The organism is Kitasatospora sp. NPDC004272 (genome assembly GCF_053603035.1).
On record NZ_JBSGET010000034.1, the window covers coordinates 44,411 to 61,600 of the forward strand.

The 17,190-nt window shown below is 75.2% G+C and carries 13 protein-coding genes; 11 read left to right on the top strand and 2 right to left on the bottom strand.

The genetic code is table 11. The features are described from left to right. The first annotated feature begins 4 nt into the window (after positions 1 to 4). The 3 genes from ACWEO5_RS13560 (at position 5) to ACWEO5_RS13570 (ending at position 3,268) form a co-directional block, all read left to right on the top strand. The gene (locus ACWEO5_RS13560; protein ID WP_452162559.1) at positions 5 to 898 is read left to right on the top strand and encodes a carbohydrate ABC transporter permease; all 894 of its coding nucleotides are present in this window, start codon (positions 5 to 7) and stop codon (positions 896 to 898) included. Between the two features lie 8 nt (positions 899 to 906). Continuing rightward, positions 907 to 2,187, top strand: a complete 1,281-nt coding sequence (locus ACWEO5_RS13565) for a 6-phospho-beta-glucosidase (RefSeq protein ID WP_452162571.1) — start codon at positions 907 to 909, stop codon at positions 2,185 to 2,187. Between the two features lie 61 nt (positions 2,188 to 2,248). Further along, the gene (locus tag ACWEO5_RS13570; protein ID WP_452162560.1) at positions 2,249 to 3,268 is read left to right on the top strand and encodes an N-acetylglucosamine kinase; all 1,020 of its coding nucleotides are present in this window, start codon (positions 2,249 to 2,251) and stop codon (positions 3,266 to 3,268) included. 112 nt (positions 3,269 to 3,380) lie between these two features. Here the strand turns inward: ACWEO5_RS13570 and ACWEO5_RS13575 are convergent, their stop codons facing one another. Continuing rightward, positions 3,381 to 6,065, bottom strand: coding sequence for a DUF7507 domain-containing protein (locus tag ACWEO5_RS13575; protein WP_452162561.1), 2,685 nt, complete (start codon positions 6,063 to 6,065; stop codon positions 3,381 to 3,383). A gap of 339 nt (positions 6,066 to 6,404) precedes the next feature. Here ACWEO5_RS13575 and ACWEO5_RS13580 point away from each other — a divergent pair, with 339 nt between their 5' ends. From ACWEO5_RS13580 to ACWEO5_RS13590, 3 genes are all read left to right on the top strand, one after another. Continuing rightward, positions 6,405 to 7,238, top strand: a complete 834-nt coding sequence (locus ACWEO5_RS13580) for a helix-turn-helix domain-containing protein (RefSeq protein WP_452162562.1) — start codon at positions 6,405 to 6,407, stop codon at positions 7,236 to 7,238. Next, positions 7,228 to 7,443: a DUF397 domain-containing protein gene (locus ACWEO5_RS13585; RefSeq protein WP_452162563.1), complete on the top strand. Its 216-nt coding sequence runs from the start codon at positions 7,228 to 7,230 to the stop codon at positions 7,441 to 7,443. The genes ACWEO5_RS13580 and ACWEO5_RS13585 overlap by 11 nt, the downstream gene beginning before the upstream one ends. A gap of 271 nt (positions 7,444 to 7,714) precedes the next feature. Beyond that, the gene (locus ACWEO5_RS13590; protein WP_452162564.1) at positions 7,715 to 8,317 is read left to right on the top strand and encodes a hypothetical protein; all 603 of its coding nucleotides are present in this window, start codon (positions 7,715 to 7,717) and stop codon (positions 8,315 to 8,317) included. 85 nt (positions 8,318 to 8,402) lie between these two features. Here ACWEO5_RS13590 and ACWEO5_RS13595 read toward each other — a convergent pair whose 3' ends face one another. Beyond that, positions 8,403 to 8,975, bottom strand: a complete 573-nt coding sequence (locus ACWEO5_RS13595; protein ID WP_452162565.1) for a nucleosidase — start codon at positions 8,973 to 8,975, stop codon at positions 8,403 to 8,405. Between the two features lie 596 nt (positions 8,976 to 9,571). Between ACWEO5_RS13595 and ACWEO5_RS13600 the strand changes: the two genes are divergently transcribed. From ACWEO5_RS13600 to ACWEO5_RS13620, 5 genes are all read left to right on the top strand, one after another. Beyond that, on the top strand, positions 9,572 to 10,966 hold the full coding sequence (locus ACWEO5_RS13600) for a hypothetical protein (RefSeq protein ID WP_452162566.1): 1,395 nt from the start codon (positions 9,572 to 9,574) through the stop codon (positions 10,964 to 10,966). Between the two features lie 14 nt (positions 10,967 to 10,980). Then, positions 10,981 to 12,009 carry a glutamate ABC transporter substrate-binding protein gene (locus ACWEO5_RS13605; RefSeq protein WP_452162567.1) on the top strand — a complete coding sequence of 343 codons (1,029 nt, stop codon included), beginning with the start codon at positions 10,981 to 10,983 and terminating at the stop codon, positions 12,007 to 12,009. Between the two features lie 248 nt (positions 12,010 to 12,257). Beyond that, positions 12,258 to 13,673 carry a hypothetical protein gene (locus ACWEO5_RS13610; RefSeq protein ID WP_452162572.1) on the top strand — a complete coding sequence of 472 codons (1,416 nt, stop codon included), beginning with the start codon at positions 12,258 to 12,260 and terminating at the stop codon, positions 13,671 to 13,673. Next, positions 13,666 to 16,077 carry a tetratricopeptide repeat protein gene (locus ACWEO5_RS13615; RefSeq protein WP_452162568.1) on the top strand — a complete coding sequence of 804 codons (2,412 nt, stop codon included), beginning with the start codon at positions 13,666 to 13,668 and terminating at the stop codon, positions 16,075 to 16,077. The genes ACWEO5_RS13610 and ACWEO5_RS13615 overlap by 8 nt, the downstream gene beginning before the upstream one ends. Before the next feature lie 2 nt (positions 16,078 to 16,079). Beyond that, positions 16,080 to 17,190: PP2C family serine/threonine-protein phosphatase (locus ACWEO5_RS13620; protein ID WP_452162569.1), on the top strand; the 1,111-nt coding region annotated here is incomplete at its 3' end.

Consider the following 17,190-nt stretch of genomic DNA (forward strand, 5'->3'; position numbering starts at 1 on the left):
CCCCGTGACCCTCGTCTCCGCTCTCCCCCGCAAGCGCACCGCCCCCGCCTCGGCGGCCGCCCGGGCCGCCCGCCGCCGCGCGGCCCTCCAGTGGGTCGCCGTGCACTCCACGGCGGTCGCCGCCGCGCTGTTCTTCCTGCTGCCGTTCGTCTTCGTCTTCCTCACCTCGGTGATGACCGACCGCCAGGCGCTCACCTCCGACCTGTGGCCGCAGCACTGGCAGTGGTCGAACTACGCGAAGGTGTGGAGCACCCCCGGCTTCCTCACCTGGTGGCGCAACACCCTGCTGTACGCGGGCCTCGGGACCCTGCTGACGGTGCTCTCCAGCCTCCCGGTGGCGTACGCGCTCGCCAAGTTCCGCTTCCGCGGCCGGGGCCTCGCCCTGATGGCGGTGGTGGCGATGATGATGCTGCCCCCGCAGGTCACCGTCATCCCGATGTACCTGTTCTGGGCCAAGCAGCTGCACCTGACCGGCTCGCTGTGGCCGCTGATCATCCCGATGGCCTTCGGCGACGCCTTCACCATCTTCCTGCTGCGCCAGTTCCTGCTGACCATCCCCAAGGAGTACATGGAGGCCGCCCGGCTCGACGGCTGCGGCGAACTGCGCACCCTGCTGCGGGTGGTGCTGCCGATGGCCAAGCCGGCGATCGCCGCCGTCGCGCTGTTCCAGTTCTTCTGCTGCTGGAACGACTACTTCGGACCGCAGATCTACGCGTCCGAGAACCCGGGCGCCTGGACCCTCAGCTACGGGCTGGAGTCCTTCAAGGGCGCCCACCACACCAACTGGAACCTCACCATGGCGGCCACGCTGCTGGTGCTGGCGCCGGTGATCGTACTGTTCTTCTTCGCACAACGCGCCTTCATCGAAGGCGTCACACTGACAGGGGTCAAGGGCTGATGTCCGCACTGAAGTTGGCAATCGTCGGCGGCGGTTCCACCTACACGCCGGAACTGATCGACGGGTTCGCGCGGCTGCGCGACACCCTCCCGATCGGGGAACTGGTGCTGATCGACCCGGCGGCCGACCGCCTGGAGCTGATCGCCGCGCTGGCCCGCCGGATCTTCGCCAAGCAGGGCCACGGCGCCACCGTCACCACCGCGACCGACGTCACCGCGGGCGTCCAGGGGGCCGATGCGGTGCTGCTCCAGCTGCGGGTCGGCGGGCAGGCGGCCCGCGACAAGGACGAGACCTGGCCGCTGGAGTGCGGCTGCGTCGGCCAGGAGACCACCGGCGCGGGCGGCCTCGCCAAGGCGCTGCGCACCGTCCCGGTGGTGCTGGACATCGCCGAGCAGGTCCGCGCCGCCAACCCGGACGCCTGGATCGTCGACTTCACCAACCCGGTCGGCATCGTCACCCGCGCCCTGCAGACCGCCGGCCACAAGGCCGTCGGCCTGTGCAACGTGGCGATCGGCTTCCAGCGCAAGTTCGCCGCCCACCTGGGCGTCGACCCGGAGCTGGTGCGCCTGGACCACGTCGGCCTGAACCACCTGACCTGGGAGCGCGGCGTCACCCTGCTCGACTCCCCCGGCGCCGCCACCGGCCGCGAGGTGCTGCCGCAGCTGCTCGCCGAGCACGGCGAGGCGATCGCCGCCGACCTGCACCTGCCGCTGCCGGTGTTCCGCCGGCTCGGCGTCGTCCCCTCCTACTACCTGCGGTACTTCTACCAGCACGACCTGGTGGTGGAGGAGCTGAAGGTCAAGGGATCCCGGGCCGCCGAGGTCGCCGCGATCGAGCAGCAGCTGCTGGAGATGTACGCCGACCCGGCCCTGGACACCAAGCCCGAGCTGCTCGGCAAGCGCGGCGGCGCGTTCTACTCCGAGGCCGCCGTGCAGCTGATCGCCTCGCTGCTGGGCACCGACGGCCGCACCACCGTCCAGGTGGTCAACACCCGCAACGACGGCGTGCTGCCGTTCCTGCCCGACGACGCGGTGATCGAGGTCCCGGCCGAGGTCGACGCCACCGGCGTCCGCCCGCTGCCGCAGCGCCCGGTCGAGCCGCTGTACGCGGGCCTGATCGCCAACGTCACCGCGTACGAGCACCTGGCGCTGGACGCCGCGCTGCACGGCGGCCGGGACCGGGTCTTCGACGCGCTGCTCGCCCACCCGCTGATCGGGCAGATCGAGCTCGCCGACCAGCTCACCGACCGGCTGCTGGCGCACAACCGCGCGCACCTGAGCTGGGCGTGACCGGCACAATGACCGTGCACCACCGCCCCAGCACCGAGCACCACCACGGGGGGAACGGCCGATGAGCCACTCCGCACTCCTGCCCGGCGTCCTCGCCATCGACGCCGGCAACAGCAAGACCGACCTGGCCCTGGTCGGCGCCGACGGCACCGTCCTGGCCAGTGCCCGCGGCAGCGGCTTCCAGCCGCAGCACACCGGCCCGGCCGCAGCCGTCGCCGCGCTCGCCCCGCTGGTCGACGACCTGGCCCGGCAGGCCGGCGCCGACTGGCGGCCCGGCGGGCGGCCGCTGACCGGCCACGTCAGCGCCTGCCTGGCCAACGCCGACCTGCCGGTCGAGGAGCAGCAGCTGCACGAGGCGATATCCGGCTACGGCTGGGCACCGTCCGTGTACGTCGCCAACGACACCTTCGGGCTGCTGCGGGCCGGCACCGACGGGCCGCTGGGCGTCGCGGTGGTCTGCGGCGCGGGCATCAACTGCGTCGGGCTGCGGCCGGACGGGCGCACCGCCCGCTGGCCCGCGCTCGGCAAGATCACCGGCGACTGGGGCGGCGGCGGCGGGCTCTCCGAGGAGGCGATGTGGCACGCGGCCCGCGCCGAGGACGGCCGCGGCGAGGCCACCCTGCTCTCCCCGATGATCGGCGCCCACTTCGGACTGGCGGGCGCCAACGCGGTCGCCGAGGCGGTCCACCTGGGCCTGATCGAGCGGCCCCGGCTGCACGAGGTCGCCCGGGTGCTGTTCGCGGCGGGCGAGGCGGGCGACCCGATCGCGCTCGCCCTGATCGACCGGCAGGCCGACGAGGTGGCCCGGCTGGCCGTGGTCGCGCTCACCCGGCTCGACCTGCTGGAACAGCCGGTGCCGGTGGTGCTCGGCGGCGGGGTGCTGGCCTCCCGGCAGCCGCTGCTGCTGGACAACCTGACCGCCCGGCTGGCGGCCGACGCGCCGCTCGCCGAACCGCGCGTGGTGGTCGCCCCGCCGGTGCTGGGCGCGGCCCTGCTGGGCCTGGACCAGCTGGGCGCGGCCCCCGCCGCGCACCGCCGGCTGCGCGAGGCGTACCCGACGGCCCGCCCGATAGCGGCCTGACCGGCCGGGCGCCCGTGGGAAACGCCGCCGGCGGGGCGGTCGAGGCACCGCACATGCCTCGACCGCTCCCGCCGGCGGTTTCCGTGCTACCCGGTGCGTCCTGTCCCCGGCGTCAGCTCCGGCGGCCGCGGGCGCGTCGGGCCGCGAACAGCACGCCGCCGCCGATCAGCAGCAGCACCGCGGCCGCGCCCGCGCCCGCGGTGGTGGCCGACACGCCGGTGCCGGGCAGCTCGGGGCCGTGGTGGTGCGGGTGCTTGGTGGGCGTCGGCTTCGGGCTCGGGGTCGGGGTCGGCTCCGGCGACGGGCTCGGCGACGGGCTCGGGCTCGGCGACGGGCTGGGGCTCGGGCTCGGCGACGGGCTGGGGGCGTCGACGGTCACGGTGGCGCTCGCGCTGTTGTTGGACGGGTCGGTGTCCTCCTGGTCGAGCTCGCCCAGTTCGGCGGTGTTGGTGCGGGCGCCGGGCTCGGCGGCCCGGGCGGTCAGCAGCAGCCGGGCCTGGTCGCCGACGGCGAGGTTCCCGATCGTCCACACCCCGGTGCCGGCCGCGTAGCTGCCGGTGCTCGGGGCGGCCGAGACCAGCTCCAGCCCGGCGGGCAGCAGGTCGTCGACGGTCAGCCCGGTGGCGGGCGCCGGGCCGTTGTTGGTGGCGGTGACGGTGAACACCGTCTGCCCGCCGACGGTCTGGCGGGTCGGGTCGACGCTCTTGCCGATCGCGATGTCGGTCTCGTTGAGCGCCTGGACGGTGGCACTGGCCGTGTTGTTCTCCTTCACCGGGTCGTACTGGTTGGCGCCGGTGACGGTGGCGGTGTCGGTGGCCGGCGCGGCCGCGTCCAAGCGGACCAGCAGGGTCAGCCGCACCTCCCCGTCCTTGGCCAGCACGGGCACCTTCCAGGTGCCGGTCGCCGGGTCGTACGAGGTACCGGCGGCGGGCGTCGCGGTGAGCAGGGTCGTCCCGACGGGCACCGGGTTGGCGACGACCGCGCTGGTCGCCTCGTGCGGCCCGTAGTTGTGCAGGGTGACGGTGAAGGTGGTGGCGGAGCCGACCGGCAGCACCGTCGGGTCGGCGGCGACGGTGACGCCGAGGTCGGCGAAGTTTTCGGCGGGGCCCACCGGGATGGTCACGGTCGACGGGACGGCCGTGACGGTCTGCCCGATCGGGGAGACGGCGCCGGCGGTGGCGGTGTTGGTGAACCAGCCGGCCACCAGGTCGGCTGCGGTGACGGTGTGGCTGCCGGTGCAGACGATGCTGTCACCGGGCTGCACCACCGAGGCGGGGCAGGACACGTCGGTGATCTTCGGGTCCTGGACGACGACGGTGGAGAGCGTGGAGCCGCCGGTGTTGGTGACGGTGAAGGTGTAGGCGACCACGTCGCCGACGAGGTGCGGGACGGGCGTGACGGCCTGCTTGACGAGCGTCATCGAGGAGGTCAGCGGCACCGTGACGGTGGACGGTCCGGCGTGCTGCTGGCCGCCGCCCACCGGGGTCGCGGTGGCGTTCGCGGTGTTGACCACCTGTCCGGCGGCGACGTCCGCGGCCGTGACGGTGTAACTGCCGGTGCACACCACGGTCGAGCCGGGCTCGGGGGTGGGTGGCAGGATGGTGGTCGGGCAGCTCACCGGTGCCAGCCTGTCGTCCGTGACGGACAGCGAACTCATCGGCATGTCACCGCCGTTGGTGACCACGTACTGGTACGGGATGACCGTCCCGGCGGTGATCACGGCGGGCAGCGGGGTACCGGTCCGGTCGACCTGCTTGACCAGGTCGAGCGCACCCAGCGGCAGGATCGAGGAGGCGTTGACGTTCCGGATCAGGTGGACGTCGGTGGAGCCGCCGGTGGAGGCGCTGAAGCCGAACTTGTAGGTGGACGGCAGCCCGGCCGGGGCCGGCTCGTCCAGCACCTGGTGCCAGCCGGTGCCGTCCTGGAAGTCCACCTGGACGATCACCCGGGGCGAGGGCGCCGGAGTGATCTGCACGTTGACGGTGCGCTTGGCGACCGCCGGGTCGGTGGTGCCGAACGGCGCGCCCAGGCTGCCGGGCAGCGTGGTCGCGGCCCTGGGCGGGTTGCCGACCGGGGGTTGGGTGGTGGAGGCCAGGTAGCAGTAGCCGGAGATGCCGACGCCCGGGCCGCGCAGGGTGATCACGTTGGGCGCGACCTGGCCGTCCTGCTTGACCGGCGACCGCTGGCCGACCGGGCAGTCCGAGCCCCGCTTCTCGCCGTCGTTGTAGAAGTTGCCGTACATGTCGAGGCCGACGCCGAGGTACCCGCCGACCACGCCCGGGCTGAGGTTGCGCTGCGCGTAGCCGAGGCTGCCGCCGTCCGCGCCCTTCGAGTTGAGCGGGGTCGCACCGTCCACCAGGTAGAAGCCGATGCCGTCACCGGGTGCCTGGGTGCCGCCGTACTGGTACTGCTCGAAGGTCACCGACAGGCCCGCCGAGGAGGGCACCGGGCGGCGGTACAGCATCGAACCGCCGACGAACCCGGCCGAGTCGTTCAGTTGCAGGTAGCCGGGCAGCGCGCCGGGCACCGGCGCGGCCGGAGTGCCGCCGGTCGGGCAGGCGGGGATCTGCGCGGCGCCGGGAGCGGGCGTGCTGCCCGCCGGGGCACCCGTCAGACAGGTGGTGCCCAGCGGCACCCAGGACGGGTCCGACACCGAGGAGCCCTCGAAGGTCTCGTTGACGATCACCGTCCCGCCGGTCGGCGGATCGGCCACCGCATGCGGCGCGGCCACCGTCGGGCCCGCCGCCAGCAGCAGTGCCACCAGCCCGCGCACCGCCGTGCGCATCCGTCCAGTCATCCGCTCTCCCGTTGCACGTGCCATCGCCCGGTCCGGGCGGGGCGAGCGTAAGCAGCGGTGGCGCGCCCGGCCGGGCAGTGCGCCGTCGGTGGGCGCGGCGGGCGGCCGGAGGTGGGCGCGGCAAGTGGGACGGGTGCCCCGGCGGGCGGGTGGGGAGCCGGCTCCGGCGGTCACCGCCCGTTTCCTCGCTACGCGAATGTCACGTTCTGTGCTCCGAGAGTTGCCGACCGGAGCTAACCTGAACAGGAGAGACGCGTTCCTCCCGGTGGCTGGAACGCCTGGGTTCCTGGGGCCCGTTGCGGACGACACGCGCAACGGGTGGGGGAGGAGAGGGCAGCAATGGCCTTCCAGAAGAAGCGACCTGATCCGGCGCTGAGCGTCCGTCACTTCTACGGATCCGAGGTCTTGCGGCTCCGCGAGGAACGGGGATGGTCCCTGGCCCGCCTGGCCGCTGAGGCGCTCTCCTCCCCCGCCACGTTGTCCCGGGTGGAGAGTGGGGAGTACCGCGTTCCAGAGGGCCTGTCCGAGCAGTTGGACCGGGTCTTCGAGACGGGTGGTCACTTCATGCGGTTGCTGCCGCTGGCCCGGCGGGAAAACCGTCCCTCGAACTATCAGGAGTTCTTTGCCCTCGCCGACCAGGCCTTGATCGACGAGTCCTACAGCCCCAGCATGCCCGGCCTGCTTCAGACCGAGTCGTTCGCCCGGTGCGCCCTGCAAGCCGGGCTGCCCTTCGGCCCGGCCGAGGAAGTCGAGGAGCGAGTCCGCTTCAGGCTGGGCAGGCAGGCTCGTATGCGTAACAGCCAGGCATGCCAGTACTGGTTCATCCTGGACGAGAGCGCGTTCGCCCGGGTCTACGGTGGCCCCGAAGTGATGGCCGGGCAGCTGCAGGCCGTCCTTGACGCGGCGAAGCTGCCCAACGTGACGATCCAGTTGCTGCCCTTCGCCGCAGGCGGACACTCGGAGGTGGCGGCGCTCTGGCTGTTCACCCTGAGGGACGGCACGCGAGTGGCCTACGAGGAGAGCAGCCACGCCGGGCGGATCTTCGAAGAAGCCGAGGAAGTCAAGAAGCGTGGAGCCCTCTACAACCTGCTGCGGGCTCAGGCACTGTCCCCCCGTGACACCGAGCGCGTGCTCGGGGCCATGCTGGAAGGAATGACCGCAGATGCGCCCTGATCCTCAGCCTCCCGTAGCACCTCGCCAGTGGCGTAAGAGCAGCTACAGCAACTCCGACGGCGGCGTGTGCATCGAGGTCGACGACGCGAACCCGGGCCACGTCCGCGACTCCAAGGACCCCGGCGGCCCGCACCTGGAGTTCGCCCCCACCACCTGGGCCGCCTTCGTCGCCGCCACCGCGACCGGCGGGTTCGGCACGGTCTGACCCCACCGGCCGCAACGGCTGGCGGAGCCTCAGCGCGCGACCGGCCCGGCCCGCCGGGGGAGGATCACCGGGCGAACCCGGGCCCGGAGGTGACGTTACGTCACATTACTGACGAGTTCCCGCGCCCGGTATCAGTTCGGTGAAAATCTGGCAATGGCGCCCGGGATGCCTGTTCTGTCCGTTGAAGGCCCCAGGGCCGGTTGGTTAGAGTCACGCGCTCACAGCGCGTCCGACGGGGGCGTGCGCCTGGAACAGCCGGGAGCAGCGCCAGATGGCGATCCTCAAGTCCACGATTCAGGAGCAGGTCGCCCAGGCGATTGCCTCGATCGAGCCCAACGACCGCCCGGTCGCCACCATCCAGACCGTCACCGGTCCGAGCCCCTGGCTGACGAACGGCGTGATCGGCCTGATCGCCCAGCTGTTCATCAAGTACTACTTCGTCACGCTGACCCACCGGGTGGTCGTCATCCACCGCACCTCCCGGATCAGCAACCGCCCGCAGGAAGTCCTGTACGTGATCCCGCTGGACCAGGCCCGCGCCTCGCTCAGCGACGTCCGCCGCAACACCCTGTGGAGCTCGCTGCGCTTCCAGCTGCCGAACGAGCCGAAGCCGACCCGGATGAACATCCACCGCGTCTGGCGGGCCGAGATGGACACCTTCGTCAACGGCCTGCTCGGCGGCGGCCCGGGCGTTCCCGGCCAGTACCCGCAGCAGGGGGCGCCCGGCCAGTACCAGGCCGCGCCGCCCGTCCCGGGCCAGTACCCGCAGGCCCCGGCCGCCGCCCCGTACCCGCCCCAGCAGCCCGCCGCGCAGTACCCGCAGGCGCCGGGCCAGTACCCGCAGGCCCCGGGCGCGAACCCGTACCAGGGCTGAGCCCAGGTCGTACCGGGCGCCCGTCCGACCGCCGCGTGCGGTCCGGACGGGCGCTCCGTCGTTTCCGGGCCGGGCCCGGTGGGCTTCAGCCGAGGTGGGTGCGGGCCCAGTCGGCGAGCAGCTTGGCGCAGTCGTCCACGGACTCCTGCCAGCTGCGGACCGCGCCGTCGCCCGCCTCGTCGCTGACGTGCTTGACCAGCCGGACCGGGAGCCCGGCGCGGCGGGCGACGGTGGCCAGCGCGTAGCCCTCCATGTCGACCAGGTCGGCGGTGCGGGCCAGCAGGTCGCGTTCGGCGTCGGCGGAGACGAAGCGGTCGCCGGTGGCGAGCACCGGCCCGGCCGGGCCGAGGTCGATCGGGCCGTCCATCGGACGGCCGGTGAGCCCCTCCAACAGGGCGGTGTCGAGGTCGTGCTGGAGCACCCGGCCGATCTCGTGGGTGCCACCGAGGCCCGGCTTGAGCGCGCCCGCGGTGCCCAGGTTGACGACGGCGGCGGGCCGTTCGCCCCCCGCCAGCAGGGCGGCCAGCGCGGCGGCCGCGTTGAGCTTGCCCATGCCGGTCAGCAGCACCGGCAGGCCGCCGCCGAGGTGCGCGGCCTCCTCGGGCAGGGCGACGACGAGCAGCGGGCGGTCGGGGGTGACGGTTCCGGTCAGACGCATGGCGCCCAGCTTACGAGGACCGCGAATCCCGCCCGGACGGGTACCGGGCGGTCGGAGGGCGGGCGGAGGGCGGGCGGAGGACGGCCGGGCGGGCGGGCGGCTGCCGAACGAACGCCGGGGTGCTGCCGGACAGGCGTGGGGCGGCCGGGCAGGCGGAGGGCGGCCGGACGAACGCCGGGGTGCTGCCGGGCGGGCGCGAGGCTGCCGGGCGGACATCCGGCGTCCGGGCCCGGAGCCGTCGGCGCCCCGGCGATCGGCTTCGAGCCCGTCAGACACCTGCCGACCGCGTCCGAACCGCCAAGCGTCCGGCCCCCGAGCCGTCACCCGTCAACCCGTCAGGCACCGAGCCGTCAGGCACCCGGCGGCCGGGCCCGAAGCGGTCGGCGCCCCGACGATCGGCTCCGAGCCCGTCAGGTGCCCGGCGGCCGAACCCGTCACCCGTCACCCGTCGGGCCTCCGGGCCCGGAGCCGTCGGCGCGGTCCGTCGGGCACAAGTCGGTCACCGCCCGGCGAACAGCAGGCCAACTCCGGCCGGGCGGCCGTTCCGCGTGGTGATACTGCCCGGAGACGTGGCCGGTGGAGCCGAGGGGGGAACGGTGGCCGCACAGACTCAGGGGAGCGTCCTCGCGCCCGCCCCCGCCGGCGGGCCGGTCGCGGTGCCTGGCGGCGGCGGGCCGGGCGGGCGGTCGTCCGGCCCGCTGGCGCGGCTGCGGCGGGCGGCCCGCACCCCGCCGGGGCGGCTGCGCACGGCGGCCGCGGTGCTGGTGGCGCTGACGCTGCTGTTCGGCGTCACGGCGGCCTGGCAGTCCGCGGACCGGGCCGCGGCGGCCCGGCAGTTGGCGTCCCGCAGCGAACCGCTCAGCCAGGACGCGGCCGAGCTCTACCGTTCGCTGGCCGACGCCGACGCGACCGCCGCCGCGGGCTTCCTGATGGCGTCCGCCGAGCCGCCCGAGGTGCACGCGCAGTACCAGGCCGACCTGGACACCGCGGCCCGGCTGATCCCGCAGGCCGCCGCGCGCAGCGGCACCTCCGCCGAGGCGCAGCGGCTGCTGGCCGAGCTGGGCCGGCAACTGCCGCGCTACGCGGGCCTGGTGGAGAGCGCCCGGGCGATCAACCGGGAGGGCCTGCCGCTCGGCGGGGCCTACCTGCGGTACGCCTCCGCGTACCTGCAGGAGCAGGTGCTGCCGAACGCGCAGCGGCTCGCCGACGCCGAGGCCGCCGCCCTGGACGGCGACTACGACGCGGCGGCCGCGGTGCCGTGGGCGGCGCTGGTGCTGGGCGTGCTGCTGCTGGGCGCGCTGGGCCACTACCAGGTGGTGCTGTTCCGGCGCACCAACCGGGTGTTCAACCCGGGCCTGCTGACCGCCTCGGCCGCGGTGCTGACCGCGCTGGTGTGGACGGCCGCCGGCACCGTGTCGGCCGGCACCGGCCTGCACGGGGCCCGCACCCAGGGCATCGCCCCGCTGCGCGACCTGAACCGGGTCCGGGTGGAGGCGCTGCGGGCGCACACCGCGGAGGTCCTCGACCTGGTCTCGCGCGGCGCCACCAAGAAGTTCGAGGGCGACTGGCAGGCGCTGGCGGGGACGCTGGCCGACCCGGCCGGCGGCGCCGGTTCGGTGGCGGGCCTGCTGGCCGCGCCGCCGGACCGGGCCCGGCAGCACCTGACCGACGCCCGGCACTGGTTCGAGGTGTGGCAGCAGCGGCACGCGGCGGCCGGGCAGCTCGGCGCGGGCAGCGCGAAGGACGCGTACGAGCAGGCGCTGGGCGCGACCCTGGCCCCGGGCCGCGACGACACCGCCCGGGCCGCGTTCGACGCCGCCGGGCAGCAGTGGGAGCAGGCCGCCCGGGCCGAGCAGGCCGCGTTCGAGGCGGCCGCGGGCGGCATCGACGGCGCGCTGGGGGTCCAGGCCGCGGCGGCGGGCCTGCTGGCCGCGCTGGCGGTCGGCGGCACGGTGCGCGGCCTCGGCCGCCGACTGGCCGAGTACCGGTGACGGGGGAGCGAAGGATGCGCGGAGCGAGGATCGGAACGCTGTTCGCGGCCGGGGCACTGCTGGCGGGCCTGCTCGGCACCGGCGGTTCGGCCGCCGGGGCGGGCGGCCCGCTGGGCGGTACGGCGGGCGGTAGGGCGGGCGGCGGGCGCGGGGAGGCACTGGTGCACCTCGCGGCCGGGGCGCCGGAGAACGCGCCGGAGAACGCATCGGAGAACGCGCCGGGTAACGCGCCGGGGAACGCGGTGGAGGCGGACGGCTGCGACACCGGGGCGTCGCTGCCGCCCAAGGAGCAGGTCGGGTCGCGGATCCGGGCGATCCGCGAGCGCGGCTACCTGATCGTCGGCATCGACCAGAGCGCCTACAACTGGGGCTACCGGGACTCCCAGACCGGCCGGATCGAGGGCTTCGACATCGACCTGGCGCACGCCGTCGCCGGGTCGGTCCTCGGCGACCCGGACAAGGTCCGGCTCAAGGCCGTCGCCACCGCCGACCGGGTCGCCCTGCTCCAGGCCCCGGACCGGCCGGTCGACATGATCGCCCGCGCGATGACCATCACCTGCGACCGGCTGAAGCAGATCGCCTTCTCCGCGCCGTACTTCAACGTCTCCCAGCGGGTGGTGGCGCCGAAGTCCGCGCACGCCGGCACCGTGGACCAGGCGCTGCGCGGCAAGGACGTCTGCGTGGCGGAGAACTCCTCCTCGGCCGCCGCGCTGGACCAGGACCGGCACGGCGCACGCAAGGTCCTGACGCCCGAGAACCAGCTGGACTGCCTGGTGCTGATGGAGCTCGGCGAGGCGCAGGCCACCCTGTCGGACAGCTCGCTGGCCTACGCGATGGTCGCCCAGGACCAGACCATGCAGCTGGTCGACGGCTCCTTCCTGCCCACGTACATGGGCGTCGGCATGAACAAGCAGGACACCGACCTGGTCGCCTGGGTCAACCAGGTGCTCGTCGACTGGCGCAACAGCGGTGGCTGGCAAGCCAGTTACGACAAGTGGCTGCGGCCCACCATGGGGGATCCCGGCCCGTACCGGCCGTGGTGAGCGGCGGGACGGCGGCGGTGGCGGCCCGGGGGACGGCGGCGGTGACGGCAGCGGTGACGGCCCGGGGAGCGGCGGGCGGACGGCCGCCCCGGAACGGGAATCCGGGGGACCGCCGTCCGCCCGGTGCCGGTCGTCGGGGAGACTGGCGGCCGACGGGCCGTCACCCGGACCTCCACAGGACCGGCGCCCCGTCACCACGACCGTGGCCGAGAGGAGGAACCGCGTTGGCCGGAACGACCCGCCCGGTGATGAACCGTGAGGAGGTCGACCGCGCGCTGGCCCGGCTGGGGGCCGAGCGCGACGCGGTCGAGGCGGCGCTGCTGGCGCTCCAGGACCACCCGGGGCTGCGGCTGCTGACCGGCGCCGAGCTGTCCGGGCGCACCCGGGAGCGCTGGGCGGTCGCCGAGGGCGGCGTGGCCCTGCTGTGGGCGCTGTTCGACCGGTACGCGGAGGCGCTGGCCTCCGCCCGTGCGGTCCGCTCCCGGCGCACCCGGCCCACCGCCGCCGAACTCACCGAGCTCGGCGAGCTGCTGGCCGGCCGCTCGGTGACCGTCTCCGGCGGCCGGCTCCCCCACCCGTCCGGCCAACTGGCCTCCTCCGCCCGGCTGGTGGAGCAGGTCACGCTGGGCGAGCTGCTGGAGCGGATGAACGGCTGGTACGCGGTGGTGATCGAGGTGGTGAGCGCCGTCGACGCGGTCTGGTCGGCGCTGCCCGCCCGGATCGACCTGCTGCTGGCCGAACTCGGCCGGGTCCAGATGCTGGCCGGCTCGGTCGGGGTGCGCCCCGGCGGCCACCCGCTGGCCGACGACCTCGACGACCTGGCCCGGCAGTTGACCGCGCTGCGGGCCCTGGTGGTGGCCGACCCGCTGGCGCTGTGGCGGCCCAGCCGGGTGCCCGCGCAGCGCGGCCGGGCCGCCGAGGACGCCGCTTGGGCCTCCCCCACCGGCGCCGTGGACACCACCGGGTTCGACCGGATGGGCCGCCGGCTGGACGACGTGCGGGTCGAGCTGGAGAGCCTGCTGCGGCTGCGCGACGAGTCCCACGAGCGCCTCCAGCAGGTCGCCGACCTGCTCCAGCGCGCCGACCTGACGCTCGCCGAGGCCCGCCGGGCGCGCGGCGAGGTGCTGGCGAAGATCGCCGCGACCGAGGTGCCCCCGGTGCCCGGCCCGCCCTCCGCGCTGCGCGAGGCGATCGGCCAGGCCGTCGGCTTCCAGCAGACCGGCCAGTGGCACCGGCTCGGCCCGCTGCTGGACGCGCTGGAGGACGCCGCCGCCAAGGAGCTCGGCCGGGCCCGGCAGTCGCTCACCGAGGTCGCCCAGCCGCTCGCCGTCCGGGCCGAACTCCGCGGCCGGCTGGAGGCGTACAAGGCGATGGCCGCCCGGCTCGGCCTGGCCGAGGACCCGGAAGTGGTCGAGCGCTTCGAGAAGGCCCGCTGGCTGCTGTGGAGCGCCCCGTGCGACCTGCGGGCGGCGGCCGAGGCGGTCAGCCGCTTCCAGCAGGCCCTGCGCGCGCCCGAACGGCAGCCGCAGCCGCCGGCGCCACAACCGTCTGCGCCGCGGCCCGAGCAGCCGGAACAGCCGCAACTGCCGGACGGGCAGCCGCCGCAGGTCCAGGACGGGCCCCGGGCGGAGCGGACCGACCAGGGGGAGGACAGCGATGGCTGAGGCGTGCGCCCGCACGGGCTGCGTCGGGGAGATCGACCCGGACGGCTACTGCACCGAGTGCGGGCTCGCCCCCGCCGCGGCTCCGGCCCCCGCTGCGGCTCCGGCCGCTGCCGCCACCGCCCGGCCCGGCCCGGGGGACGCCTGCGGGCGCGAGGGCTGCACCGGCACCCTCGACCCGGACGGCTACTGCGACGAGTGCGGCCTCGCCGCCGCACCGCCCGCCGCCGCCCCCGCTCCCGCCGCCGTCCCGTCCGGCAACGCACTGCCCGGCGGCGTCCCGTCCGGCGGCGTCTCGGGCCGTTCCCGGTCCGGCCGTTCGGGCCGGTCGGGGCGCGGCGGTTCGGTGTCGGTGCGCAGTTCGAGGGGCGGCTCCGGCACCGCCCGGCGCGGCAACCTGGGCGCGGGCCTGGTGACGATCGCCCCGGTGCCGGCCGCGGACCCGGCGCGGGCGGTGCTGGTGAACCCGGAGGTGCCGGAGCGCAAGCGGTTCTGCTCGCGCTGCGACCGGCCGGTGGGCCGGGAGCAGGACGGCCGCCCGGGCCGCCCGGAGGGCTTCTGCACCAAGTGCGGCACCGCGTACTCGTTCAGCCCGAAGCTGTCCCGGGGCGACCTGGTCGGCGGCCAGTACGAGGTGATGGGCTGCCTGGCGCACGGCGGCCTGGGCTGGATCTACCTGGCGGTGGACCGCCGGGTGAACGACCGCTGGGTGGTGCTCAAGGGCCTGCTGGACACCGGGGACGAGGACGCGCTGGCGGTGGCGATCGCCGAGCGGCGGTTCCTGGCCGAGGTGGACCACCCGAACATCGTCCGGATCATCAACTTCGTCGAGCACCCGGACGCCCGGACCGGCGCCGCCGACGGCTACATCGTGATGGAGTACGTCGGCGGCAAGTCGCTGAAGGACATCGCGAACGAGCGGCTGGGGCCGGACGGCCGGCGCGAGCCGCTGCCGGTCGAGCAGGCGCTCGCGTACGGGCTGGCGGCGCTGCCCGCGCTCGGCTACCTGCACGCCCGCGGGCTGGTGTACTGCGACTTCAAGCTGGACAACGTGATCCAGTCGGACGACATGCTCAAGATCATCGACCTGGGCGCGGTCCGCCGGCACGACGACGAGGGGCCGATCTACGGCACCGTCGGCTACCAGGCCCCGGAGATCGCCACCGCCGGGCCCTCCCCCGCCTCCGACCTGTACACGGTGGCCCGCACGCTGGCCGTGCTGACCTTCGACTTCCGCGGCTACACCGAGCGCTGGCGGCACGAGCTCCCGGGCCCGGACGAGGTCGGGGTGTTCGCCCGGTACGAGTCCTTCCACCGGCTCCTGGTGCGGGCCACCGACCCGGACCCGGCCCGCCGGTTCGCCTCCGCGGAGGAGATGGCCGGGCAGCTGACCGGCGTGCTGCGCGAGGTGCTGAGCCTGCAGGACGGCCGGGCCCGGCCCGCGCCCTCCACCCTGTTCGGCCCCGAACTGCGGGTCGTGGAGACCGAGTTGACCGAGCGCGCGCCGGACGCCCGGGTCGCCGCGCTGGCCCTGCCCGCGCCGCTGCCCGACCCGGCCGACCCGAACGCGGGCCTGCTCGGCACGCTGCCCGCCGCCGCCCCCGCCGAGGTGCTGGCCGCGCTCCGGACGGCCGGCACCGACTCCCCCGAGCTGCGGCTGCGGGCGCTGCGCACCCACCTGGAGCTGGCCGACACCGCGGCCGCCGCCGAGCAGCTGGCCGTCCTGGAGGCCGAACACCCCGGCGACTGGCGGGTGGTGTGGCACCGCGGCCTGACCGCGCTCGCCACCGACCGGGCCGCGGACGCCCGGGACGCCTTCGAGGCGCTGTACGACGCGTTCCCCGGCGAGAGCGCCCCCAAGCTGGCGCTCGCGCTCTGCGCCGAACTGCTGGGCGACACCGCGGCCGCCGCCGGGTACTACGCCCTGGTCAACGCCGTGGACCGGTCGTTCGTCAGCGCCGCGTTCGGCCTGGCCCGGGTCCGGCTCGCGGCCGGCGACCGGGACGGCGCGGTCGCCGCGCTGGAGGCCGTCCCGGAGGGCTCCACCCACTGGACCGCCGCCCGGATCGGCACCGTCCGGGCCCGGCTGCGCGGCCGGGCCGCCACCGAACCGCTGGCGGCCGAACTCGCCGACAGCTCCGCCCGGCTGACCGCGCTCGCCCTGGACGCCCGGCGGCGCGAGGAACTGGCCGTCGAAGTACTGGACTCGGCGCTGAACTGGGTGCTGGCGGGGGCCGCCGGGAGACCCGCCACGCTGACCGTGCTGGGACATCCCGCCGCGGAACGGGAACTGCGGCTCGCCCTGGAACACTCCTACCGGATGTTGGCCCGGTTGTCCGACCGGGCCGAGACGAGGATCGAGTGGGTGGAACGGGCCAACCGGGCCCGCCCCAGGACATGGGTGTGAACATGCCGCAGCAGACCGAGTGCCCGAACTGTGCCGAACCGCTGGGCTCGCAGGACGCGTTCTGCGGGGCCTGCGGCACCTCCCTGACCGGACCGCCGACCCTGCGCGACCTGCCGGTCGTGCCCAGCTGCCCGCACTGCGGCTCCGCCGAGCTCGCCGACGGCTGGTGCCAGCAGTGCGGGCAGGCCCAGCCGCGCGAACGCGACCACCAGGAACGGGAGCTGACCGGCGTCGCGGCGGTCTCCGACCGCGGCCTGCGCCACCACCGCAACGAGGACGCGTTCACCGTCGCCACCGCCGAGGGCCCGACCGGCACGCCCGCCGTGCTCGCCGTGGTCTGCGACGGCGTCTCCTCCTCCTCCCGCCCGGACGAGGCGTCCGCCACCGCCGTCACCGCCGCCGCGGACTCGCTGGTCGCCGCGCTGGCCGCCGGCCGCGACCCCGGCCGGGCGATGCACGAGGCGATCGGCGCCGCCAACCGGGCCGTCACCGCGCTCGCCCACGACGGCACCGCCCCCGACGGCCGGCACAGCAACGCGCCCGCCTGCACCTACGTCAGCGCGATCAGCTCCGGCGGCCTGGTCACCATCGGCTGGGTCGGCGACACCCGCGCCTACTGGATCCCGGACGACCGCGAGTCCGCCGAGCCGTACCGGCTCACCGAGGACGACTCCTGGGCGGCCCGGATGGTCGCCGCCAACCTGATGGCCGAGGCCGAGGCGTACGCCGACCCGCGGGCCCACGCCATCACCGGTTGGCTCGGCGCCGACGCCGAGGACCTCGACCCGCACACCGTCAGCTTCACCCCGCACGTCCCCGGCGTGCTGCTGATCTGCACCGACGGCCTGTGGAACTACGCCGAGGCCGCCACCGACCTGGCGTTCTTCGTCCGCGCCGACGCCCGGACCGAACCGCTGGCCACCGCGCAGGAACTGGTGCGCTTCGCGGTCGAGCGCGGCGGGCACGACAACATCACCGTCGCCGTCCTGCCGATCGACCCGCCGGTCGCGCCGCCCGCCCACGACGCCACCCTGCTCGACGTGCCGCTGCCCCGCGCCGCCGACCCGGACGCCACCGTGCCGCTGCGCCCGGCCGCCCCGCCCGCGCCCGCCG

Coding starts and splice junctions, on each gene's coding strand:
- ACWEO5_RS13605 (WP_452162567.1), top strand. CDS start 10,981: ATGCGCGGAGCGAGGATCGGAACGCTGTTCGCGGCCGGGGCACTGCTG.
- ACWEO5_RS13615 (WP_452162568.1), top strand. CDS start 13,666: ATGGCTGAGGCGTGCGCCCGCACGGGCTGCGTCGGGGAGATCGACCCG.
- ACWEO5_RS13580 (WP_452162562.1), top strand. CDS start 6,405: ATGGCCTTCCAGAAGAAGCGACCTGATCCGGCGCTGAGCGTCCGTCAC.
- ACWEO5_RS13585 (WP_452162563.1), top strand. CDS start 7,228: ATGCGCCCTGATCCTCAGCCTCCCGTAGCACCTCGCCAGTGGCGTAAG.
- ACWEO5_RS13595 (WP_452162565.1), bottom strand. CDS start 8,975: ATGCGTCTGACCGGAACCGTCACCCCCGACCGCCCGCTGCTCGTCGTC.
- ACWEO5_RS13610 (WP_452162572.1), top strand. CDS start 12,258: ATGAACCGTGAGGAGGTCGACCGCGCGCTGGCCCGGCTGGGGGCCGAG.
- ACWEO5_RS13575 (WP_452162561.1), bottom strand. CDS start 6,065: ATGACTGGACGGATGCGCACGGCGGTGCGCGGGCTGGTGGCACTGCTG.
- ACWEO5_RS13590 (WP_452162564.1), top strand. CDS start 7,715: ATGGCGATCCTCAAGTCCACGATTCAGGAGCAGGTCGCCCAGGCGATT.
- ACWEO5_RS13570 (WP_452162560.1), top strand. CDS start 2,249: ATGAGCCACTCCGCACTCCTGCCCGGCGTCCTCGCCATCGACGCCGGC.